The organism is Dactylosporangium sp. NPDC049140 (assembly GCF_040648435.1).
This window is the reverse complement of record NZ_JBEZDS010000007.1, coordinates 38,888-55,533: the sequence shown is the minus strand read 5'-3', so window position 1 is coordinate 55,533 and position 16,646 is coordinate 38,888. Positions and strand designations below refer to the sequence as shown.

The window sequence follows — 16,646 nt, the reverse complement described above, 5'->3', positions numbered from 1 at the left end:
CTCGATCGCGTGTCAGGTGCCACATCCGCGCGCCACTACCCTTGCGGCATGGAGGTAACCGTCCGGCGGGCACGAACCGCCGACGTGCGGGGGATTCGGCGCCTGGTCGCGATGTACGTCGCGGACCGGCGGCTGCTCTCCAAGCCCATCGTCGCGCTGTACGAGGCCGTGCCCGAGTTCTGGGTGGCCGAGCGCACGAGCGACGGCGCGATCGTCGGCTGCGGCGCGCTGCACGTGATGTGGGAGGACCTCGCCGAGGTCCGCACGGTCGCGGTCGACCCGCTCCTGCGCGGGCACAAGATCGGCCACCGGATCGTCGCCGAGCTGCTGCAGGCGGCCCGCGAGATCGGCGTGCGCCGGGTGTTCGTGCTGACCTTCGAGACCCGCTTCTTCGCCTCGTTCGGCTTCGCGCCGATCGACGGCACCCCGGTCACCCACCAGATCTACGAGGAGCTCCTGCGCTCCTACGACGAAGGCGTCGCGGAGTTCCTCGACCTGGAGCGGGTCAAGCCGAACACCCTGGGCAACCACCGGATGCTGCTGCATTTGTAGGCTTCACACGTGAAGCGAGTGGCGGCCATCGACTGCGGTACCAACTCCGTGCGACTGCTGATCGCGGAGGTCGGCTCCGATCTGCGCGACGTGTCGCGGCAGATGCGGATCGTCCGCCTCGGCGAGGGCGTGGACCGGACGGGCCGGCTGTCCCCGGCGGCGATCGAGCGGACCCGGCTCGCGCTCGTCGACTACGCCGCGGACATCGCCGCGGCCGGCGTCGACGCGGCCCGCATGGTGGCCACCAGCGCCTCCCGCGACGCCGGGAACGCCGCCGACTTCCGCGCCATGGTGCTCGACACGCTCGGCTTCGCCCCCGAGGTCATCGCCGGCGACGAGGAGGCCCGGCTGTCGTTCACCGGCGCCGTGCGCGGGCTCACCGCCGAGACCCCGTTCCTGGTGGTCGACATCGGCGGCGGCTCCACCGAGTTCGTGGTGGGGGACCGGGACGTGGACGCGGCCATCAGCGTCGACATCGGCTGCGTGCGGATGACCGAGCGCCACCTGCGCGCCGACCCGCCGACCCCGGAGCAGGTCGCGGCGGCCGAGGAGGACATCGCGGCGGCCGTGGACCGGGCCCTGGCCGCGGTCGACGGCTCCCGGGCGCGCACGCTGGTCGGGCTGGCCGGCTCGGTGACGACGGTGGCCGCGCTGGCGCTGGAGCTGCCGGAGTACGACCCCCGGCGCATTCACCGCGCGCGGATCGCGGCCGCCGACGTGGCCAAGGTGACCGCGGACCTGCTGGGCCGCAGCGCCGCCCAGCGCCTCGAGCACCCGGTCATGCACCCCGGCCGCGCCGACGTGATCGGCGCGGGGGCGCTCATCCTGCGGGTGATCGTCGAGCGGGCCGGATTCGACGCGGTGATCGCCTCCGAGTCGGACATTCTCGACGGAATCGCCCTGTCGCTCGCGTAAGTTACTCAGATTTTGCGTGTCGGATTTGTGTCAGCGCAGCTCAGCAGCCCTGCACGCAGCGTCACCCGGTCCGGCGGACCTCGGCCCTCGACTGCTCGCGGGGCTCCGCGTCGTCGCGGGACCACCACCAGCCGTACGTGAGGACGCCGTCGCTGGGCATCGTCATGATGATCTTCGCGAGGAGGGCGCCCTCGTAGGCGTTGAACACGCCCGGCTCGCTCTGCACGAACCGGGTCACGCCAGGCAGCTCCAGGCAGGTGACGTGCAGTTCCAGCCGGCCGGCCTCGCTCGCGGTGAGGATCGTGTGCTCGACGTGCTGCAGTCCCTTGCTGTCGCTGACCGCCTCGTAGTCAAGTGTTATGGCGTTGCCCCGTACCACCGAGGTCACCTTGATCCGGGCGACGAAGGGTCCGGACTCCAGTCCGTCACCGCGTCCGCGGTAAACCCCGGGCGCCGCGGCGAGCCGTTTCAACAGATCGGTCACGGCGGACACCGTAATACGAGCACGCTCGGTAGTGCGCGCATTGGTGCTCAAACGCTATCGTGAGCCGTCTCCAGTGGGTCAGAGGCCGGTTTTCCAAGCTCAACCGTCTTTTTGCCCGTTAGGGTGATCTTTGCGGCATACCCCGGAAGGAAACGCATGTCTGATCAGTACCCGCCGCCCGGCAGCTACCCGCCACCCGGTGGCGGGGGTTACGGCGGTGACCAGCAGCCGCCGTACGGGCAGTCGTCCGGCGCGCCCTACGGCCAGCAGCCGCCCGGCGGCCCCTACGGCCAGCAGCCCCCGGCCGGCTCGCCTTACGGTCAGCAGCCGTCGTCCGGCTCGCCCTACGGCCAGCCCTCGTCCGGCGCTCCGTACGACCAGTCGTACGGCCAGCCCCCGGCGTCCGGCTCCCCGTACGACCAGCAGCCGGCCTATGGTGCCCCGGCCGCGCCCGGTGGCGCCCCCTACGGCGCCCCGCCGCCCCCGAAGAAGAGCAGCGCCGGCAAGATCATTCTGATCATCCTCGGTGTGGTCCTGGTGCTCGCGCTCGTCTGCTGCGGCGGCATCTTCCTCTTCGCCCGCAGCACCTGGAACAACATCGTCGACAGTGTGAACTCCGACGCGTCGAACGCCAAGGTGGGCGACTGCCTCGCCGGCGACTCGATCAGCGACAACACGTCGAAGAACGTCAGCGTGAAGATCGTCAAGTGCGACGACTCGACCGCGAAGTACAAGGTCGTGGGCATCAAGAACGGCGTGTCCCAGACCGAGGCGCTGAAGGACGAGGCCACCGTCTGCGACGCGTTCTCCGACGCGAAGTACGTGCTGTGGCAGGGTACCGACGTGAGCAGTGGCGACGCCCTCTGCCTCGACGACTCCAAGTAACGCACGACCGCAGTCCTCGCGAGGCGGTCCGCTCCGGGCGGGCCGCCTTTTGCGTGCCCGCGGTGCTGCGTTCTTGATACTACTGTGCATTGCGTACTACTCTGCTTGCCGTGGACACCACCCAGCTGCTCAAGGGGGTGCTCGACCTGGCCGTTCTCGCCGTGCTGCGGGACGAGGACGGCTACGGGTACGACATCCTGCGCCGGCTCCGCGCGGCCGGCCTCGACGACGTCGGCGATGCCTCCGTCTACGGCACCCTCCGCCGCCTCTTCCAGGCCGGCACGCTTACCACCTACGTGGTGCCGAGCGAGTCCGGGCCGCACCGCAAGTACTACGCACTCAACGCCGCCGGCCACGCCCAGCTCGCCCAGTCCGGCAAGGTCTGGCACGGCTTCGCACAGACCATGGAACGGCTCATCGGGGAGAGGGCATGAGCGGTACGGAGCGAAGCGGAGGGGGCGGCATGAACGCGCCCAGTGGAAGCAGCCTGGAGATCGACTACTACCTGGAGCGGGTCGCGGCCGCGCTCGCCGACCTGCCCCCGGAGGTGCGCGACGACCTCATGGAGGACCTGCCCGCGCACTTCGCCGAGGTCCTCGAGGAGCAGGGCGGCTCGCTTGTCGACCGGCTCGGCCCGCCCGCGGCCTACGCCGCCGAGCTGCGCGCCGCGGCCGGGGTCGAGTCCGGTAGCCGGACGGTCCGGGCCGGCATCGACCTGGACCAGCTGCGGTCCCGGCTGCGCACGCTCGACGAGCGGTCCGGCCGGATCATCGGCTACGAGCGCACCAGCGACTTCCTGCGCCTGCTCCGCCCGGCCTGGTGGGTCGCGCGCGGCGTCGCCGTCGTGGTGCTGGTCTTCGCGCTGGACATCCTCCCGGCCGACCGCCTCGTCGAACCGATCGGCCTGGTGCTCATGGCCGCGGCCGCGGTCGTCTCGGTGCGCATCGGGACCACCGGCCGCCCGCACATGCACCGCCTCGTCGCCGTCGGGGTCAACGCCGTGGCGATCATCGGCCTGCTGGTCGTCGCGGCGAACCTGGACCGGCTCGGGATGAACCACACGTACACCCCGGAGTCCTACAACCCGTACGGCGGCGTCGTGGACGTCTACCCCGTCGACGAGGAGGGGCGCCCGCTCCAGCACGTCACGCTGTACGACCAGGACGGCAACCCGATCTCGCTGGGCGACGCCTGGCGCTGCCACGACGGCCAGGGCCCGGAGCCGGGGTCCACGCCCACCTACCCGCTGTGCCCGATCGGCCGCGCCGCCCCGTCGCCGAGTTCGTCCCCGTCGCCGAGCACCGCCCCGTCGGGGTCTGCGAGCGCGAGCCCGTCGGCGAGCCCCTCGCCGTCCCGCTAACGTTCGACTGGTGGTAGACGCGCTGGACGAGCTCGACCGGGAGATCTCCGACTGCCGCCGCTGCCCGCGGCTTGTCGCGTGGCGGGAGGAGGTCGCCGTCACCAAGCGGGCGGCGTTCCGCGACGAGGAGTACTGGGGGCGCCCGGTGCCCGGCTTCGGCCCGCACCGGGCGCCCATCGCCATCCTCGGGCTCGCCCCGGCCGCCCACGGGGGCAACCGCACCGGCCGGATGTTCACCGGCGACCGTTCCGGCGACGTGCTCTTCGCGGCGATGCACCGCGCGGGCCTGGCCAACCAGCCCACCAGCACGTCGCGTGACGACGGGCTCACGCTGATCGGCACCCGGATCTTCTCCGCCGTGCGCTGCGCACCGCCGGACAACAAGCCGACCCCGCAGGAGCGCGACACCTGCGCCCCTTTCCTGCACCGCGAGCTGCGCGAGATCGCGCCTGACCTGCGCGTGGTCATCGCGCTGGGCGCGTTCGCGTGGGCCGCCTTCTGGCCGGCGCTGCGAGCGGTCTACGGTGTAGCACCGGCACGGAAGGTACCGTTCGGCCACGGCACCCTGTGGCAGGCCGAACGCGCCCCCGCGTTGCTCGGTTGTTACCACGTGAGCCAGCAGAACACCTTTACCGGTCGGCTCACGCCAGGAATGCTTGACGAGGTTCTCGCCCGGGCGAAGCAGCTCGCCGGGGCGCCAATATAAGACCGACGGGATGCCATGGACCGCACCTTCAGCCGCTGGTTGCCGGTGCTGGGCGTCATCGCCGTCCTGCTCATCGGGGGCCTGGCCGCGTCCATGTCCTCGCCCGAGATCACCAACGTGCCGGTGCCGACGCCCGCGGCGGACGCGCCGACGCCCAGCGCGCTCGCCCCGCAGCAGGAGGAGCCGCCGGTGCCCGGGGCCGACGGCAACCGCGGCGACGAGTTCGAGATCCCGGACTGGCTTCTCACGGGCGCGATGCTGCTGTGCGGACTGCTCGTCCTCGTGCTCGTCGGCAGCCTGCTGTACTACCTGATGAGCAACCGCGCCGCCCGGCCCAAGCCGCGGGTCTTCGTCGAGCCCGAGGCGCCGCGCCCGATGGCCCAGGCCGCCGCCGACGAGGTCATGGCGGCCGTCGAGGCCGGGCTGGTCGAGCTCAGCGACACCGACACCGACCCGCGCCGGGCCGTCATCGCCTGCTGGGTGCGCCTGGAGCGCGCCGCGGCGGCCGCCGGCACCCCGCGCCTGGTCGGCGACAGCCCGACCGAGCTCGTCACCCGCCTGCTGTCCGCCCACCAGGTGAGCCGCCCGACGCTGGAGGGCTTTGCCGAGGTGTACCGCGAGGCCCGCTACGCCACCCACCCCGTCGGCGAGCGCAACCGCCAGGACGCGATCACCGCCCTGCGCCAGATCCGCGCCGAGCTGTCCGGGATCGGCGCGAGCCGGTCCGCGGCGGGGGGTGCCACCGGTGCCCCGTGAGGAGATGGTCGGCCTCGACGAGCTGTTCGACGGCGGCCCCGCGGTCCCGCGCCGCGAGCAGCCGCCGCGCCCGGGCCGGCCGCCGTCGCGCCCGTTCGACTGGCGCTGGTGGGTGCGCCGGCTCTTCGTGGCGTTCGCGCTGACCACGGTCGGTTTCGGGATCCTGTACTTCGTCGGCTACGAGGTGTCGTACCCCCTCGTCCTGCTCACCATCGTGGCCATCCAGGTGATGCGCGAGATGCTGCAGCAGGTGCACGCCGACGACCTGCCCGCCACCGTCACCGGCGCCGGCCTCGAGCCGGTCGCCCGGCCCGACGAGAACGCCCGCCCCGACCGGCCCCCGGGCCGCCGCGAGCTGCGCGACTCGATCCCGACCGGCGACGGCATCCTGGTGGCCGTGGCCAAGTGGGACGACCGCTTCGTGTGGGGCGAGCGCGACCCGAACCGCTTCGCGGCCGTCGTCGTGCCCCGCTTCACGGACCTGGTCGACGCCCGGCTGCGCCAGCGCCACGGCATTACCCTGGCCGGCAATCCCGAACAGGCGCGCCGGCTCGTCGGCGAGGACCTCTGGCAGCTGTTGCACTACACGCCGTCCCGCGTGCCCAGCCCGCAGGACATAGCATCGATCGTTGCAAAGGTGGAGGCGCTATGAAGACGCTCGCACCGGCCGAGGTGGGCCGGATCGCCAAGGTGGTCCTGGACCAGGTCGGCACGGTGGTCGTCGGCAAGCGCGACTCGCTGGAGCTGGTCCTCGCCGGGATCCTCGCCGGCGGCCACGTGCTGCTCGAAGACCTGCCGGGCCTGGGCAAGACGCTTACCGCGCGCTCGTTCGCCCAGGCGCTCGGCATCGGCTTCCGCCGCCTGCAGTTCACCCCCGACCTGCTGCCCGCCGACGTGACCGGCTCGTTCCTCTACGACCAGCGCAACCACGAGTTCTCGTTCCGCGCCGGCCCGGTCTTCACCAACCTGCTGCTCGCCGACGAGATCAACCGCACGCCGCCGAAGACGCAGTCGGCGCTGCTGGAGGCGATGCAGGAGCGGCAGGTCTCGGTCGAGGGCGCGACCTACCGCCTCGACGCGCCGTTCCACGTGCTCGCCACGGCCAACCCGATCGAGTACGAGGGCACCTACCCGCTGCCCGAGGCCCAGCTCGACCGGTTCCTGCTGCGGGTGTCGTTCGGCTACCCGGAGGCCGACGAGGAGTGGGACGTGCTGCGGCGGCGGATGTCGCGGCGCAAGGAGGAGGCCGTCCTCGAGCCGGTGGTCGACTCCGAGACGCTGCTGGCCATGCAGAACGCGCTCGAGGACGTCATGCTGGAGGACTCGATCGGGCGGTACATCGTCGCCTTGACCGCCGCCACCCGCGTCCACCCGCACGTGCTCGTCGGCGCCTCCCCCCGTGGCTCCCTGGCCCTGCTGCTGCTCTCGCGCGCCTCCGCGGCGCTGAGCGGGCGCGACTACGTGGTGCCCGAGGACGTCAAGGCGGTGGCCATCCCGGCCCTGGCCCACCGCATCTCGCTGCGGCCGGAGATGTGGCTCAAGCGCATCGACCCGCGCTCCGTGGTCACCGAGGTGCTGGCCCAGACGCCGGCCCCGGCGAGCGGGGCGCTGCCGACCTACGGCGGAAGGCGTGGCTGACCAGGGGGTACCCCGGTCGCACGCGCGGGCGTTCGAGCCGACCCGCGCCCTCGGCCGGGCCGTGCTCGTCGCCGGCGTGCTCGTGCTGATCGCCGTGCTCACCGGCCGCTTCGACCTCGTGGTCATCGCCGTGCCGTTCGCCATCGGCACCGCGGTGTCGCTGGTGCGCCGGCCGCGCCGGGGGCCCACCGTCGAGGCCATCGCGGCCGAGCCGTTCCTGGTCGAGGGGGCCGACCTCGGCGTCACGATCAACGTCGGCAACCCCAACCCGGCCGGCTTCGACCTGGTCGTGGTCCGCTCGGTCGTGCCCCGCTGGGTCCGCCTCAAGCACACCGACCGCCCGTACGCGGTGAACGTCGACGGCGGCACCATCTCCGGCGTCGAGCTGGAGGGGCGCATCCTGCGCTGGGGCCGCCACCCGCTCGGCCCGGTGACCGCGCACGCCATCGCCTCCGACGGCCTGCTCGTCGGCCGCGCCGTGCAGACCCCGCCGCTGCCGCTGAAGGCGTACCCGGCGACCGAGCACTTCGACGCGGCCGAGGCGATGCCCCGCGCGGCCGGGCACGTCGGCGGCCACCGCTCCCGGCGCACCGGCGAGGGCGGCGAGCTCGCGGGCGTGCGCCGCTTCGGCCCCGGCGACCGCCTGCGCCGCATCGACTGGCGGGTGTCGCTGCGCACCGGCGAGATCCACGTCGTGAGCACCCTCTCCGACCGCGACGCCGAGGTCGTCGTGCTGCTCGACGCGCTGCACGAGGCCGGGCGCTCCGGCGGGATCGACGGGCGGGCCTCGGTGCTCGACATCACCGTGCGTGCCGCGGCCGGCATCGCCGAGCACTACCTGCACCGGGGCGACCGGGTGGCGCTGCTGCAGTACGGCGGCACGGTCCGCCACCTGCGCGCCGCCAGCGGCCGGCGGCACTACATGACCGCGCTGGAGTTCCTGCTCGACGTCGCCGCCGGCGAGGAGGCCGACGAGCCGCCGCCGTCGTCGTTCGGGCCGCACATGATTCAGGGCAACGCGCTGGTGATGGTGCTCACCCCGCTGCTCGACGTGCGCAGCGCGGCCATGCTGGCCAACCTGGCCCGCGCCGGGCGGTTCGTGGTCGCCGTGGACACCCTGGCCGACCCGGTGCTGCGGGTGCGCGCGACGGGCCGCTGGGGCGACGTGGCGTGGCGCATGTGGCGCCTGGAGCGCGAGGCGATCATCGGCCAGCTGCGCGAGCACGGCGTGCCGGTCGTCGCATGGGGCGGGGCGGGCAGCCTCGACGAGGTCCTCCAGGGCGTGGCCCGGGTGGCGGTCGGGCGGACGGTGACGACGTAATGCTGGACGAGCTGGCGGGCTACTTCTCCGATCGCATCGGCCGGATGCGCGACAAGGCCGAGCGGGCCGCGGCCGCGCCGCTGCTGGTCCGCGGCGCCGTCACGGTCTTCGCCGCCCTGAGCCTGGTGCTGGCCTTCCCGCCCGAGGTCATGCGCAACTTCGCGGCGATCGTGCTGGCCGGCATCGTGGCGCTGCTGCCGGCGGTGTTCCCGCGCTCGCGCCTGGTCGGGCTCGCGGTCTTCGCGTGCGCCTTCGGCTGGGTGCTGGGGACGCTGGTGTACGGCGAGAGCGTCTCCGTGCCCCGGCTCATCGGGCTGTCGACGGCGCTGTACCTCATGCACTCCCTGGCCGCCCTGGCCGCGGTGCTGCCCTACGACGCCATCGTCTCGCCGGGCGTGCTCAGCGGCTGGCTGCTGCGGGCCGGCGCCATCGTGGCCGTGAGCGCGGTCGTCAGCGTGGCGATGCTGCTGCTGGTCAAGGTCACGCTCGGCCCTGTGTTCCTCGTCGCATCGCTCGTGGGCGTGCTCGCGGCCGGCGCGCTCGCCTATCTCGTGGCCCGGCGCGCCTCGAACTGACCTGCGACGATGGCCGCGTGCACGCTGTGGCCGCCGTTACACCGCTGGTAACGGTCATTACATTGTCCGGCTCCAGGCCGAAGCCGGCCCCCTCCCGTGCCTAGCGTTGAGGACGTGGCTGCCAAGCGAATCCTGATCGTCGGTGCCGGGCACGTCGGGCTCTACGCCGCCCTGCGCCTGTCCAAGAAGCTCAACCTGCACGAGGCTGAGGTCACCGTGGTCGACCCCCAGCCCCACATGACGTACCAGCCGTTCCTGCCGGAGTCGGCGGCCGGCAACATCTCGCCCCGCCACAGCGTCGTCCCGCTGCGCCGCGAGCTCAAGCGCTGTCACGTGCTCTCCGGCACGGTGACGAGCATCGAGCACGCGCGGAAGGTGGCGATCGTCCAGCCGATCATCGGCCCGGCGCGCGAGGTGCCCTACGACCACATCGTCGTCGCGCCCGGCTCGGTGTCGCGCACCCTGCCGATCCCCGGCCTGCGCGAGCAGGCGGTCGGCTTCAAGACCATCGGCGAGGCCGTGTTCCTGCGCAACAGCGTGCTCGACCGGCTCGACGTCGCGGCGACCACCGACGACGAGGCCACCCGGCGGCGCGCGCTCGCGTTCGTCTTCGTCGGCGGCGGCTACGCGGGCGTCGAGGCGCTGGCCGAGATGGAGGACATGGTCCGCGGCGCGCTGCGGTACTACCCCGAGATCCCGCGCGACGACGTCCGCTTCATGCTCGTGGAGGCGGCCAACCGCATCCTGCCCGAGGTCGGTCCGGAGATGGGGGCCTACACCGCGGTACAGCTGACGCGGCGTGGCATCGACATCCGCCTCGGCACGCGGCTCGAGTCGTGCGTCGACGGCCTCGTGAAGCTCTCCGACGGCGATGCCTTCGAGGCCGACACGATCGTGTGGACCGCGGGCGTCAAGCCGCACCCGATGCTCGAGGACACCGACCTGCCGAAGAGCCCGCGCGGGGCGATCACCTGCAAGCCGACGCTGCAGGTCGTGGACGCCGACGGCAACGTGGTCGAGGGCGCGTGGAGCGCCGGCGACTGCGCCGCGGTGCCGGACCTCACCGCCGAGGACCCGAACGCCCTGTGCTCGCCCAGCGCCCAGCACGCCGTGCGGCAGGCCTCCCGCCTCGCCGACAACATCGCGGCCGTGGTGCGGGGCCGCGTGCCCGTCGACTACCGGCACAAGCACGTGGGCTCGGTGGCCGGGCTCGGGCTCTACAAGGGGGCCGCGCGGGTGTACGGCATCAAGGTCCGGGGCGTTCCGGCGTGGTTCATGCACCGGACGTACCACCTCAGCCGCATCCCCACCCTGAACCGCAAGATCCGGGTGCTGGTCGACTGGACCCTGCAGCTCGTCCTGCGCCGCGAGGTCGTGGCGCTGGGCTCGCTGCACGAGCCGCGCGAGGCGTTCACCGAGGTGGCGGTGCCGATCCCGCTCCCGGTCCGGTCGTCCGCCGCGCCCGGGCAGAAGGCCGCCTAGCCCCGGGCCCGCCGGACCCACACGTCTTCGACGCGTTCGCCCGGGCCCAGCAGGGCGTCGAGGGTGCCCCTGAGCGCCCCGGCGCCGGCTGGCCGAGCGGCCGCCGTCGCCGTACGGCCCGATGAACCAGCCCTGCGGCGTGGCGAAGGTCACGTCGGTCGCCGCGGCCCAGCGCATCGCCTGCGGATCGTGCCAGTCCGGCAGCGGCACCGGAACACCGTGCCGGCGCGCTCTGCGCGCCCTGGAACTGGGTCCAGGTCGGGAAGGCGAGCAGCGCCAGCGACGCCAGCTCGAACACGCACCACGCGATCGGCGGCACCGGCCATGCGGCCGTCATGCGCAGGTGCCCGTTGGACTGGCTCACCGTGCCCGGCGCGAAGCCGCAGAAGGCGCCGCCGATGAGCGCGGCCAGGCGGTGCAGGCCCGCGGTGCGGGCGAAGAGGACGTACCACCCGGCGCGCCGTTGGCCGCGAGGTTGCCCGCGGTCGCCACCGCGAACGTGACCGGCGCGCCGAACGCGAGGGTCAGCGGGGCGAGGAGCACGCCGAGCCCGACGAGCGAGGCGTTGCCGAGGACGTTGATGCCGTCGGGGGCGTTCAGCGCTCCGGTCACGAGATGGAAGTCGCCGCGATAGGCCCGGGTGGCGTACGCGAGGAACCACTCGTCGAGCGCCTGGTCATTGGCGTTCAGGCCGAGCGCACGGCCCGCCGGATCGGCCCAGAATCCCTTGGTGACGAGGGCCGCGGCGAGCACCATGAAGAGACAAGCGACGGCATCGCTAATCCATGGACGACGAATGCGCAATGGCTGCGCGGCCGGTGTTGCATAGTCAACCGGAGCAGTGCCCGCCTCGTCGGTCTGTGGGGCGATGGTCACCCGGTCGACAGTAACCGCCAACCCGTTGTCGGTGTTGGCAGTTCATCGGACGGGCTACCGTGAGATCGCGTTCATCGCCCGGGTGGTGGAACGGCAGACACGGCCGCCTTAAAAGCGGCTGCCGCGAGGCGTGCGGGTTCGAACCCCGCCCCGGGCACAGCTGTATTTCGCGCTTCCTTCGGTCGCTCCCCATTGGGGGAGCTCCGCTCCACCCAAACCCCTCCCACACGTTGGTCGCCGTTTTCGGTAATGGAGCGGATTCGTTCCGTGTGCGGCCCTCACAAACCACACCAAGTTACCGCTTTTAACGAATCGCCTAAAGCACGCTTTCTGGCACGGTAACGCGGCACTGTACGGTGGGCGTTTCCATCGCGCGCGTTCGCGGTACCCTGGGGGTACACGTGAATGAGAGCCCATGGAGGCCGATCGTGCAGAGTTCCAACCCGGTGCTCACCCGCCTTGGCGAGGCGGCGCGGGCTTCGCGTTACGAGACCGGGTCCGCGCCCGGCTATCCGGGCGCGCCCGCGCGCGCCATGACCATGGACGACGTCGTCGTCCGCACCGTCGCCCTGCTCGCCGTGACCGGCGTGGTCGGCGCCGGGGCCTGGATCCTGCTTCCCCCGAACAGCGGCCTGACCTACTTCGCGGCCTTCATGTCCAGCATCGCCGGGCTGGTCCTGGGCCTCGTCATCTCGTTCCGGCGGGTCACCAGCCCCGCCGTCATCGTCCCCTACGCCGTGCTCCAGGGCGTGGCGCTCGGCGTGTTCAGCCGCGCGTTCGAGAGCTGGTACTCCGGCATCGTCCTGCAGGCCATCGTGGCGACGTTCGGCATCTTCGCCGTCATGGCGGTGCTGTACAAGCTCAAGGTGCTGCGCGCGACGCCCCGCTTCACCAAGTTCGTCATCGGCGCCCTCATCGGCGTCATGGTGCTGGCCTTCGCCAACTGGCTGTTCTACCTGTTCGGCGTGAACCTGGGCCTGCGCGAGTACAGCATGAACGGCCAGGTCAGCTGGCTGCCGATCGTCTTCAGCCTGGTGATCATCGGCGTCGGGGCGCTGACCTTCATCCTGGACTTCGACGCGATCGAGCAGGGCACCCGCTACGGGCTGCCGGAGAAGTACGCCTGGTACTGCGCCTTCGGCATCCTCGTGGGCCTGATCTTCCTGTACTACGAGATCCTGCGCCTGCTGAGCTACCTGCGACGCTGATGACCGACGACGACCGGCTCGGCGCCGCGGTGCGCAAGCTGGTCGGCCAGGTCTCACACTGGACGCCGCCCCGATGGGCGGCGTCCAGTCTGTCTGGGGCCAGCCGGGCCGACCTGATGCACGACCTCGTCCAGTGGATGGCCGACCGCGGCGCGGAGGCCGAGGGCCGGCCGCCGATCCCCGTGCCCCGGCTGGAGAACGACCTGGCCCTGCCGGACCAGCTCCAGGTGGTGGCGGCCGACCTGCACCGCCACGCGCCGGAGGCGGTCCAGCAGGCCGCCGCCGAACGGGTGGACGCCCTGCGCGGGGCGTTCTGAGTTTCGCGCTCCGCTCCCCACCGGGGGAGCTCCGCTCCACCCGAACCCCCTCCCACACGTGGGTCACCGTCCGGGGCGGAAGGGGGCGGGTTCGTCGTGCTTGCGGCCTTCACGGACCGCACCTGGGTTCGAGCCGGGTGCGGCCGGGCGGCCCAGGTCAGGTCAGGTGGGTCAGCAGGTCCTGGCGGGTGATGACCCCGGCCGGCTTGCCGTCGATCAGTACGACGGCGGCGTCGGTCTTCTCCAGCATGGCCACCGCCTCGCTCACCGGCTGGCCGCCGCCGATCATCGGCAGGGGGTCGGACATGTGCCGCTCCACCATGTCGTGCAGGTGCGCCTGGCCCGAGAAGAGCGCGTCGAGCAGGTCCCGCTCCGCGAGCGAGCCCGCGACCTCGCCCGTCACGACGGGCGGCTCGGCCTTGAGCACCGGCAGCTGCGAGACGCCGTACTCGCGCATGTAGTCGATCGCGTCGCGAACGGTCTCGTTGGGGTGGATGTGCACCATTCCGGGCACGCGGCCGTCCTTGCCGATCAGGACGTCGGCGACGGTCGGGGTCTGGTCGGCGGTACGCAGGAAGCCGTACCGGGCCATCCAGTCGTCGTTGAAGATCTTGGAGAGGTAGCCACGGCCGCCGTCGGGGAGCAGGACGACCACCACGTCGTCGGGGCCGGCCTCGCGCGCGACCTTCAGCGCGGCGGCCACGGCCATGCCGCAGGAGCCGCCGACGAGCAGGCCCTCCTCGCGGGCCAGGCGGCGGGTGAGGTCGAACGAGTCCTTGTCCGACACCTCGACGATCTCGTCGCAGATGGTGCGGTCGTAGGTCGTGGGCCAGAAGTCCTCGCCGACCCCCTCGACCAGGTACGGGCGGCCGGTGCCGCCCGAGTACACCGAGCCCTCGGGGTCCGCGCCGACGACGCGTACACGACCCTCGGAGATCTCCTTGAGGTAGCGCCCGGCGCCCGAGATCGTGCCGCCGGTGCCGACGCCGGCCACGAAATGGGTGATGCGGCCCTCGGTCTGGTCCCAGAGCTCAGGGCCGGTGGTCTCGTAGTGCGAGCGGGGGTTGGCCGGGTTCGCGTACTGGTCGGGCTTCCACGCGCCGGGAACCTCCCGGGCGAGGCGGTCGGAGACGTTGTAGTACGACCGCGGGTCCTCCGGCGCGACGGCGGTCGGGCAGACCACGACCTCGGCCCCGTAGGCGCGCATGACGTTCTGCTTGTCCTCGCTCACCTTGTCGGGGCAGACGAAGATGCAGCGGTACCCCTTGAGCTGAGCGACAAGCGCGAGCCCGACGCCGGTGTTGCCGGACGTGGGCTCGACGATCGTGCCGCCCGGCCCGAGCAGCCCGGCCTTCTCGGCCTCCTCGACCATCCGCAGCGCGATGCGGTCCTTCACGCTGCCGCCCGGGTTGAGGTACTCGACCTTGGCCAGGACGGTGGCGGAGATGCCGGAGGTGACGTTGCGGAGCCGGACCAGGGGCGTGTTGCCCACCAACTCGACGACGTTGTCGTAGTAGCGCACGCCGCCAGCGTAACGGGCGGGCCGGGACTACCTGACGACGTGTCCGGGAATGACGTGGTCGCGCTGCTTCTCCCACTCCAGGAAGCGCTCGAGCTCGTCCATGAGGGCGCCGGCGAAGTACCCGGCCACGGCCAGGTCGTCGACGAGCCCGAACACCAGCAGGAAGGCCTCGGGGACGGCGTCGATGGGGGAGACGATGTACACCCCGGCGACGGCCAGCATCGCCAGGCGGGTGCCCCCGTCGTACTGCCCCTTCATCGTCGCCCTGATCATGCGCGGGATCGCGGCGAGCCGCTTGCCGATCCCGGGGGTGTCGCTGCGGAACACGCGCGCGAGCGCCGTCCACGCCATTCGCCGTCGCAGCCCACTGTCCGCCATGGTGACCGCCCTCTCTGCCTTGCATTGAATGTAACGGGGTCTGTCACCAAGCGCCGGAGTCAGTGTCGGGTCCCGGTCAGGCTCGCCTGCGCGAAGCCACGCCGAGCTTGACTGAGTGACAATATGGACATGGATCTCGATGAGGCTCGGGCCGTGCTCGCGGAGCAGCACCAGGCCGTGCTCGCCACCCGCCGCGCCGACGGCGGAGTGCAGATGTCCCCGGTCGTGGTCGCCGTCGACGCCGAGGGCCGCGTGGTGATCAGCAGCCGCGTGCCGGCCTTCAAGGTGCGCAACCTGCGCCGCGACCCGCGGGCGGCGGTCTGCGTGCTGCCCGACGGCTTTTACGGCCGCTGGATCCAGGTCGAGGGGGAGGCTGAGATCATTCCGCCGCCGGAAAGCGTTGAAGGTCTTGTCGACTATTACCGGCGGGCATCGGGACGGGAACACGACAACTGGGATGAGTACCGCGCGGCGATGATTGCGGAACAGCGGGTGTTGATCCGGATCACCCTGCACCGGGCGGGACCGGACCGATCCGGATGAGCGACGTTTACTTGGAGGGCGGGCGTTAACCTCGGGTTCGCGAGGACCACGGGGATGGGAAGGCGGGGGCGGTGAAACTGCAGTCGGAGCGGGTGAAGCGGATAGCCACCGCGGCGGTGGTCGGTGGCGGGGGCGTGGCCGGGGCGGGTGCGTTGTTCTACGGGCTGGTGCTGGGTCAGGCGCTGCTGGCCCGAAAGACGATTCCGCAGGTGGTCAGCCCCCCGCCGCGCGCGGACGGGACCTACGGCACACACTTCGGCGGCGAGCCGGTGCGCCTGGTGGTGCTCGGGGACTCCTCGGCGGCCGGGTACGGCGCGGAGAGCTCCAGCGAGACGTTCGCCGCCGCCGTGGCGGCCGGGCTGGCCGAGCAGCTGCACCGGCCGGTGCGCATGCGCTGCCTGGCCGTGGTCGGCGCCGAGTCCAAGGGCCTCCCGCCGCAGGTGGAGGTGGCCCTGCGCCAGCACCCGGAGGTCGCCGTCATCTGCATCGGCGGCAACGACGTCACCCACCGGGTAAGCATCCAGACCGCCGTGCAGCACCTGGTGCGCTCGGTGCGCACGCTGCGCGACGCGGGCGTCGAGGTCGTCGTGGGCACCTGCCCCGACCTCGGCACCATCCGCCCGATCCAGCCGCCGCTGCGCTGGCTGGCCCGGCGCTGGAGCCGGCAGATGGCCACCGCGCAGACCATCGCGGTGGTCGAGGCGGGTGGTCGTACCGTCTCGCTGGGCGACCTGCTCGGCGAGCTCTTCTACGCCGAGCCCGACCGCATGTTCAGCCTCGACCGGTTCCACCCGTCCGGCGCCGGGTACCTCGCCGCCGCCCAGGCCGTCCTGCCCACCGTCGTCGCCGCGCTCACCGAGCCGGGCCCGGTCGCGGGCGTGCCGGTGGGCCGGGAGCCGGCCCTGGCGGCGGGCGAGGGCGTGCGTTCACTGCCGCAGGCCGCGGCGGAGGCCGCGCACCGGCCCGGCACCGAGGTCAGCGCGGCCCAGGTGGCCGGGCACGACCGCGGACCGGCGGGCCGCTGGGCCCAGCTGCGCCGGCGCGTCTGGCCGCGGCTGCCGCAGCAGGCCGAGCGAACCCCGGACCGGACCACGGAGCCGGCATGAACCCACCGCCGGCCGGCCGTGG

General features: G+C 72.3%; 20 protein-coding genes and 1 tRNA gene. 17 read left to right on the top strand and 4 right to left on the bottom strand.

The window, feature by feature from the left end; genetic code table 11:
- Positions 1 to 48: 48 nt before the first annotated feature.
- Positions 49 to 552, top strand: a complete 504-nt coding sequence (locus AB0B76_RS13965; RefSeq protein ID WP_360374455.1) for an amino-acid N-acetyltransferase — start codon at positions 49 to 51, stop codon at positions 550 to 552.
- An 18-nt stretch (positions 553 to 570) separates the two neighbouring features.
- The gene (locus AB0B76_RS13960) at positions 571 to 1,467 is read left to right on the top strand and encodes a Ppx/GppA phosphatase family protein (protein WP_360374888.1); all 897 of its coding nucleotides are present in this window, start codon (positions 571 to 573) and stop codon (positions 1,465 to 1,467) included.
- 61 nt (positions 1,468 to 1,528) lie between these two features.
- Here the strand turns inward: AB0B76_RS13960 and AB0B76_RS13955 are convergent, their stop codons facing one another.
- Complete coding sequence (locus tag AB0B76_RS13955) at positions 1,529 to 1,951, bottom strand: hypothetical protein (RefSeq protein WP_360374453.1); 423 nt, start codon at positions 1,949 to 1,951, stop codon at positions 1,529 to 1,531.
- 156 nt (positions 1,952 to 2,107) lie between these two features.
- Between AB0B76_RS13955 and AB0B76_RS13950 the strand changes: the two genes are divergently transcribed.
- From AB0B76_RS13950 to AB0B76_RS13905, 10 genes are all read left to right on the top strand, one after another.
- Positions 2,108 to 2,836 carry a hypothetical protein gene (locus AB0B76_RS13950; protein ID WP_360374451.1) on the top strand — a complete coding sequence of 243 codons (729 nt, stop codon included), beginning with the start codon at positions 2,108 to 2,110 and terminating at the stop codon, positions 2,834 to 2,836.
- A gap of 110 nt (positions 2,837 to 2,946) precedes the next feature.
- Positions 2,947 to 3,270 (top strand): PadR family transcriptional regulator, encoded by a 324-nt coding sequence (locus tag AB0B76_RS13945; protein WP_360374449.1) that lies wholly within the window; start codon positions 2,947 to 2,949, stop codon positions 3,268 to 3,270.
- Positions 3,271 to 3,299: 29 nt separating this feature from the next.
- Complete coding sequence (locus AB0B76_RS13940) at positions 3,300 to 4,196, top strand: hypothetical protein (protein WP_360374447.1); 897 nt, start codon at positions 3,300 to 3,302, stop codon at positions 4,194 to 4,196.
- A gap of 10 nt (positions 4,197 to 4,206) precedes the next feature.
- Positions 4,207 to 4,902, top strand: coding sequence for a uracil-DNA glycosylase (locus tag AB0B76_RS13935; protein WP_360374445.1), 696 nt, complete (start codon positions 4,207 to 4,209; stop codon positions 4,900 to 4,902).
- A 15-nt stretch (positions 4,903 to 4,917) separates the two neighbouring features.
- Positions 4,918 to 5,658, top strand: a complete 741-nt coding sequence (locus tag AB0B76_RS13930; RefSeq protein WP_360374443.1) for a DUF4129 domain-containing protein — start codon at positions 4,918 to 4,920, stop codon at positions 5,656 to 5,658.
- Positions 5,648 to 6,310: a hypothetical protein gene (locus AB0B76_RS13925; protein WP_360374441.1), complete on the top strand. Its 663-nt coding sequence runs from the start codon at positions 5,648 to 5,650 to the stop codon at positions 6,308 to 6,310. Before AB0B76_RS13930 ends, AB0B76_RS13925 begins: the two co-directional genes overlap by 11 nt.
- A complete protein-coding gene (locus tag AB0B76_RS13920) occupies positions 6,307 to 7,296 on the top strand; it encodes a MoxR family ATPase (RefSeq protein WP_360374439.1) in 990 nt (329 codons plus the stop codon). Before AB0B76_RS13925 ends, AB0B76_RS13920 begins: the two co-directional genes overlap by 4 nt.
- Complete coding sequence (locus AB0B76_RS13915; RefSeq protein ID WP_360374437.1) at positions 7,289 to 8,617, top strand: DUF58 domain-containing protein; 1,329 nt, start codon at positions 7,289 to 7,291, stop codon at positions 8,615 to 8,617. The genes AB0B76_RS13920 and AB0B76_RS13915 overlap by 8 nt, the downstream gene beginning before the upstream one ends.
- Positions 8,617 to 9,192, top strand: a complete 576-nt coding sequence (locus AB0B76_RS13910; protein ID WP_360374435.1) for a hypothetical protein — start codon at positions 8,617 to 8,619, stop codon at positions 9,190 to 9,192. Before AB0B76_RS13915 ends, AB0B76_RS13910 begins: the two co-directional genes overlap by 1 nt.
- Before the next feature lie 114 nt (positions 9,193 to 9,306).
- Complete coding sequence (locus tag AB0B76_RS13905; RefSeq protein ID WP_360374433.1) at positions 9,307 to 10,674, top strand: NAD(P)/FAD-dependent oxidoreductase; 1,368 nt, start codon at positions 9,307 to 9,309, stop codon at positions 10,672 to 10,674.
- 360 nt (positions 10,675 to 11,034) lie between these two features.
- Here AB0B76_RS13905 and AB0B76_RS13900 read toward each other — a convergent pair whose 3' ends face one another.
- Positions 11,035 to 11,550 carry a hypothetical protein gene (locus tag AB0B76_RS13900; RefSeq protein WP_360374431.1) on the bottom strand — a complete coding sequence of 172 codons (516 nt, stop codon included), beginning with the start codon at positions 11,548 to 11,550 and terminating at the stop codon, positions 11,035 to 11,037.
- A gap of 76 nt (positions 11,551 to 11,626) precedes the next feature.
- Between AB0B76_RS13900 and AB0B76_RS13895 the strand changes: the two genes are divergently transcribed.
- From AB0B76_RS13895 to AB0B76_RS13885, 3 genes are all read left to right on the top strand, one after another.
- A tRNA-Leu gene (locus tag AB0B76_RS13895) sits at positions 11,627 to 11,707 on the top strand.
- A 271-nt stretch (positions 11,708 to 11,978) separates the two neighbouring features.
- Positions 11,979 to 12,758 carry a Bax inhibitor-1/YccA family protein gene (locus AB0B76_RS13890; RefSeq protein ID WP_360374429.1) on the top strand — a complete coding sequence of 260 codons (780 nt, stop codon included), beginning with the start codon at positions 11,979 to 11,981 and terminating at the stop codon, positions 12,756 to 12,758.
- The gene (locus tag AB0B76_RS13885; protein ID WP_360374427.1) at positions 12,758 to 13,075 is read left to right on the top strand and encodes a hypothetical protein; all 318 of its coding nucleotides are present in this window, start codon (positions 12,758 to 12,760) and stop codon (positions 13,073 to 13,075) included. Before AB0B76_RS13890 ends, AB0B76_RS13885 begins: the two co-directional genes overlap by 1 nt.
- A 157-nt stretch (positions 13,076 to 13,232) precedes the next feature.
- Here the strand turns inward: AB0B76_RS13885 and AB0B76_RS13880 are convergent, their stop codons facing one another.
- Together AB0B76_RS13880 and AB0B76_RS13875 are read right to left on the bottom strand one after the other, a co-directional pair.
- Positions 13,233 to 14,597: a cystathionine beta-synthase gene (locus tag AB0B76_RS13880; RefSeq protein WP_360374425.1), complete on the bottom strand. Its 1,365-nt coding sequence runs from the start codon at positions 14,595 to 14,597 to the stop codon at positions 13,233 to 13,235.
- Positions 14,598 to 14,624: 27 nt separating this feature from the next.
- On the bottom strand, positions 14,625 to 14,975 hold the full coding sequence (locus AB0B76_RS13875) for a YkvA family protein (protein WP_360374423.1): 351 nt from the start codon (positions 14,973 to 14,975) through the stop codon (positions 14,625 to 14,627).
- Between the two features lie 129 nt (positions 14,976 to 15,104).
- Between AB0B76_RS13875 and AB0B76_RS13870 the strand changes: the two genes are divergently transcribed.
- Both AB0B76_RS13870 and AB0B76_RS13865 read left to right on the top strand, forming a co-directional pair.
- Positions 15,105 to 15,518 (top strand): PPOX class F420-dependent oxidoreductase, encoded by a 414-nt coding sequence (locus AB0B76_RS13870; RefSeq protein ID WP_360374421.1) that lies wholly within the window; start codon positions 15,105 to 15,107, stop codon positions 15,516 to 15,518.
- Positions 15,519 to 15,619: 101 nt separating this feature from the next.
- Positions 15,620 to 16,624, top strand: coding sequence for an SGNH/GDSL hydrolase family protein (locus tag AB0B76_RS13865; RefSeq protein WP_360374886.1), 1,005 nt, complete (start codon positions 15,620 to 15,622; stop codon positions 16,622 to 16,624).
- Positions 16,625 to 16,646: the final 22 nt, after the last annotated feature.

What these genes read in the sequence shown, in the direction of transcription:
- AB0B76_RS13920 (WP_360374439.1), top strand. Translation starts at nt 6,307, where the DNA reads ATGAAGACGCTCGCACCGGCCGAGGTGGGCCGGATCGCCAAGGTGGTC.
- AB0B76_RS13910 (WP_360374435.1), top strand. Translation starts at nt 8,617, where the DNA reads ATGCTGGACGAGCTGGCGGGCTACTTCTCCGATCGCATCGGCCGGATG.
- AB0B76_RS13930 (WP_360374443.1), top strand. Translation starts at nt 4,918, where the DNA reads ATGGACCGCACCTTCAGCCGCTGGTTGCCGGTGCTGGGCGTCATCGCC.
- AB0B76_RS13965 (WP_360374455.1), top strand. Translation starts at nt 49, where the DNA reads ATGGAGGTAACCGTCCGGCGGGCACGAACCGCCGACGTGCGGGGGATT.
- AB0B76_RS13870 (WP_360374421.1), top strand. Translation starts at nt 15,105, where the DNA reads ATGGATCTCGATGAGGCTCGGGCCGTGCTCGCGGAGCAGCACCAGGCC.
- AB0B76_RS13950 (WP_360374451.1), top strand. Translation starts at nt 2,108, where the DNA reads ATGTCTGATCAGTACCCGCCGCCCGGCAGCTACCCGCCACCCGGTGGC.
- AB0B76_RS13875 (WP_360374423.1), bottom strand. Translation starts at nt 14,975, where the DNA reads ATGGCGGACAGTGGGCTGCGACGGCGAATGGCGTGGACGGCGCTCGCG.
- AB0B76_RS13940 (WP_360374447.1), top strand. Translation starts at nt 3,300, where the DNA reads ATGAACGCGCCCAGTGGAAGCAGCCTGGAGATCGACTACTACCTGGAG.
- AB0B76_RS13885 (WP_360374427.1), top strand. Translation starts at nt 12,758, where the DNA reads ATGACCGACGACGACCGGCTCGGCGCCGCGGTGCGCAAGCTGGTCGGC.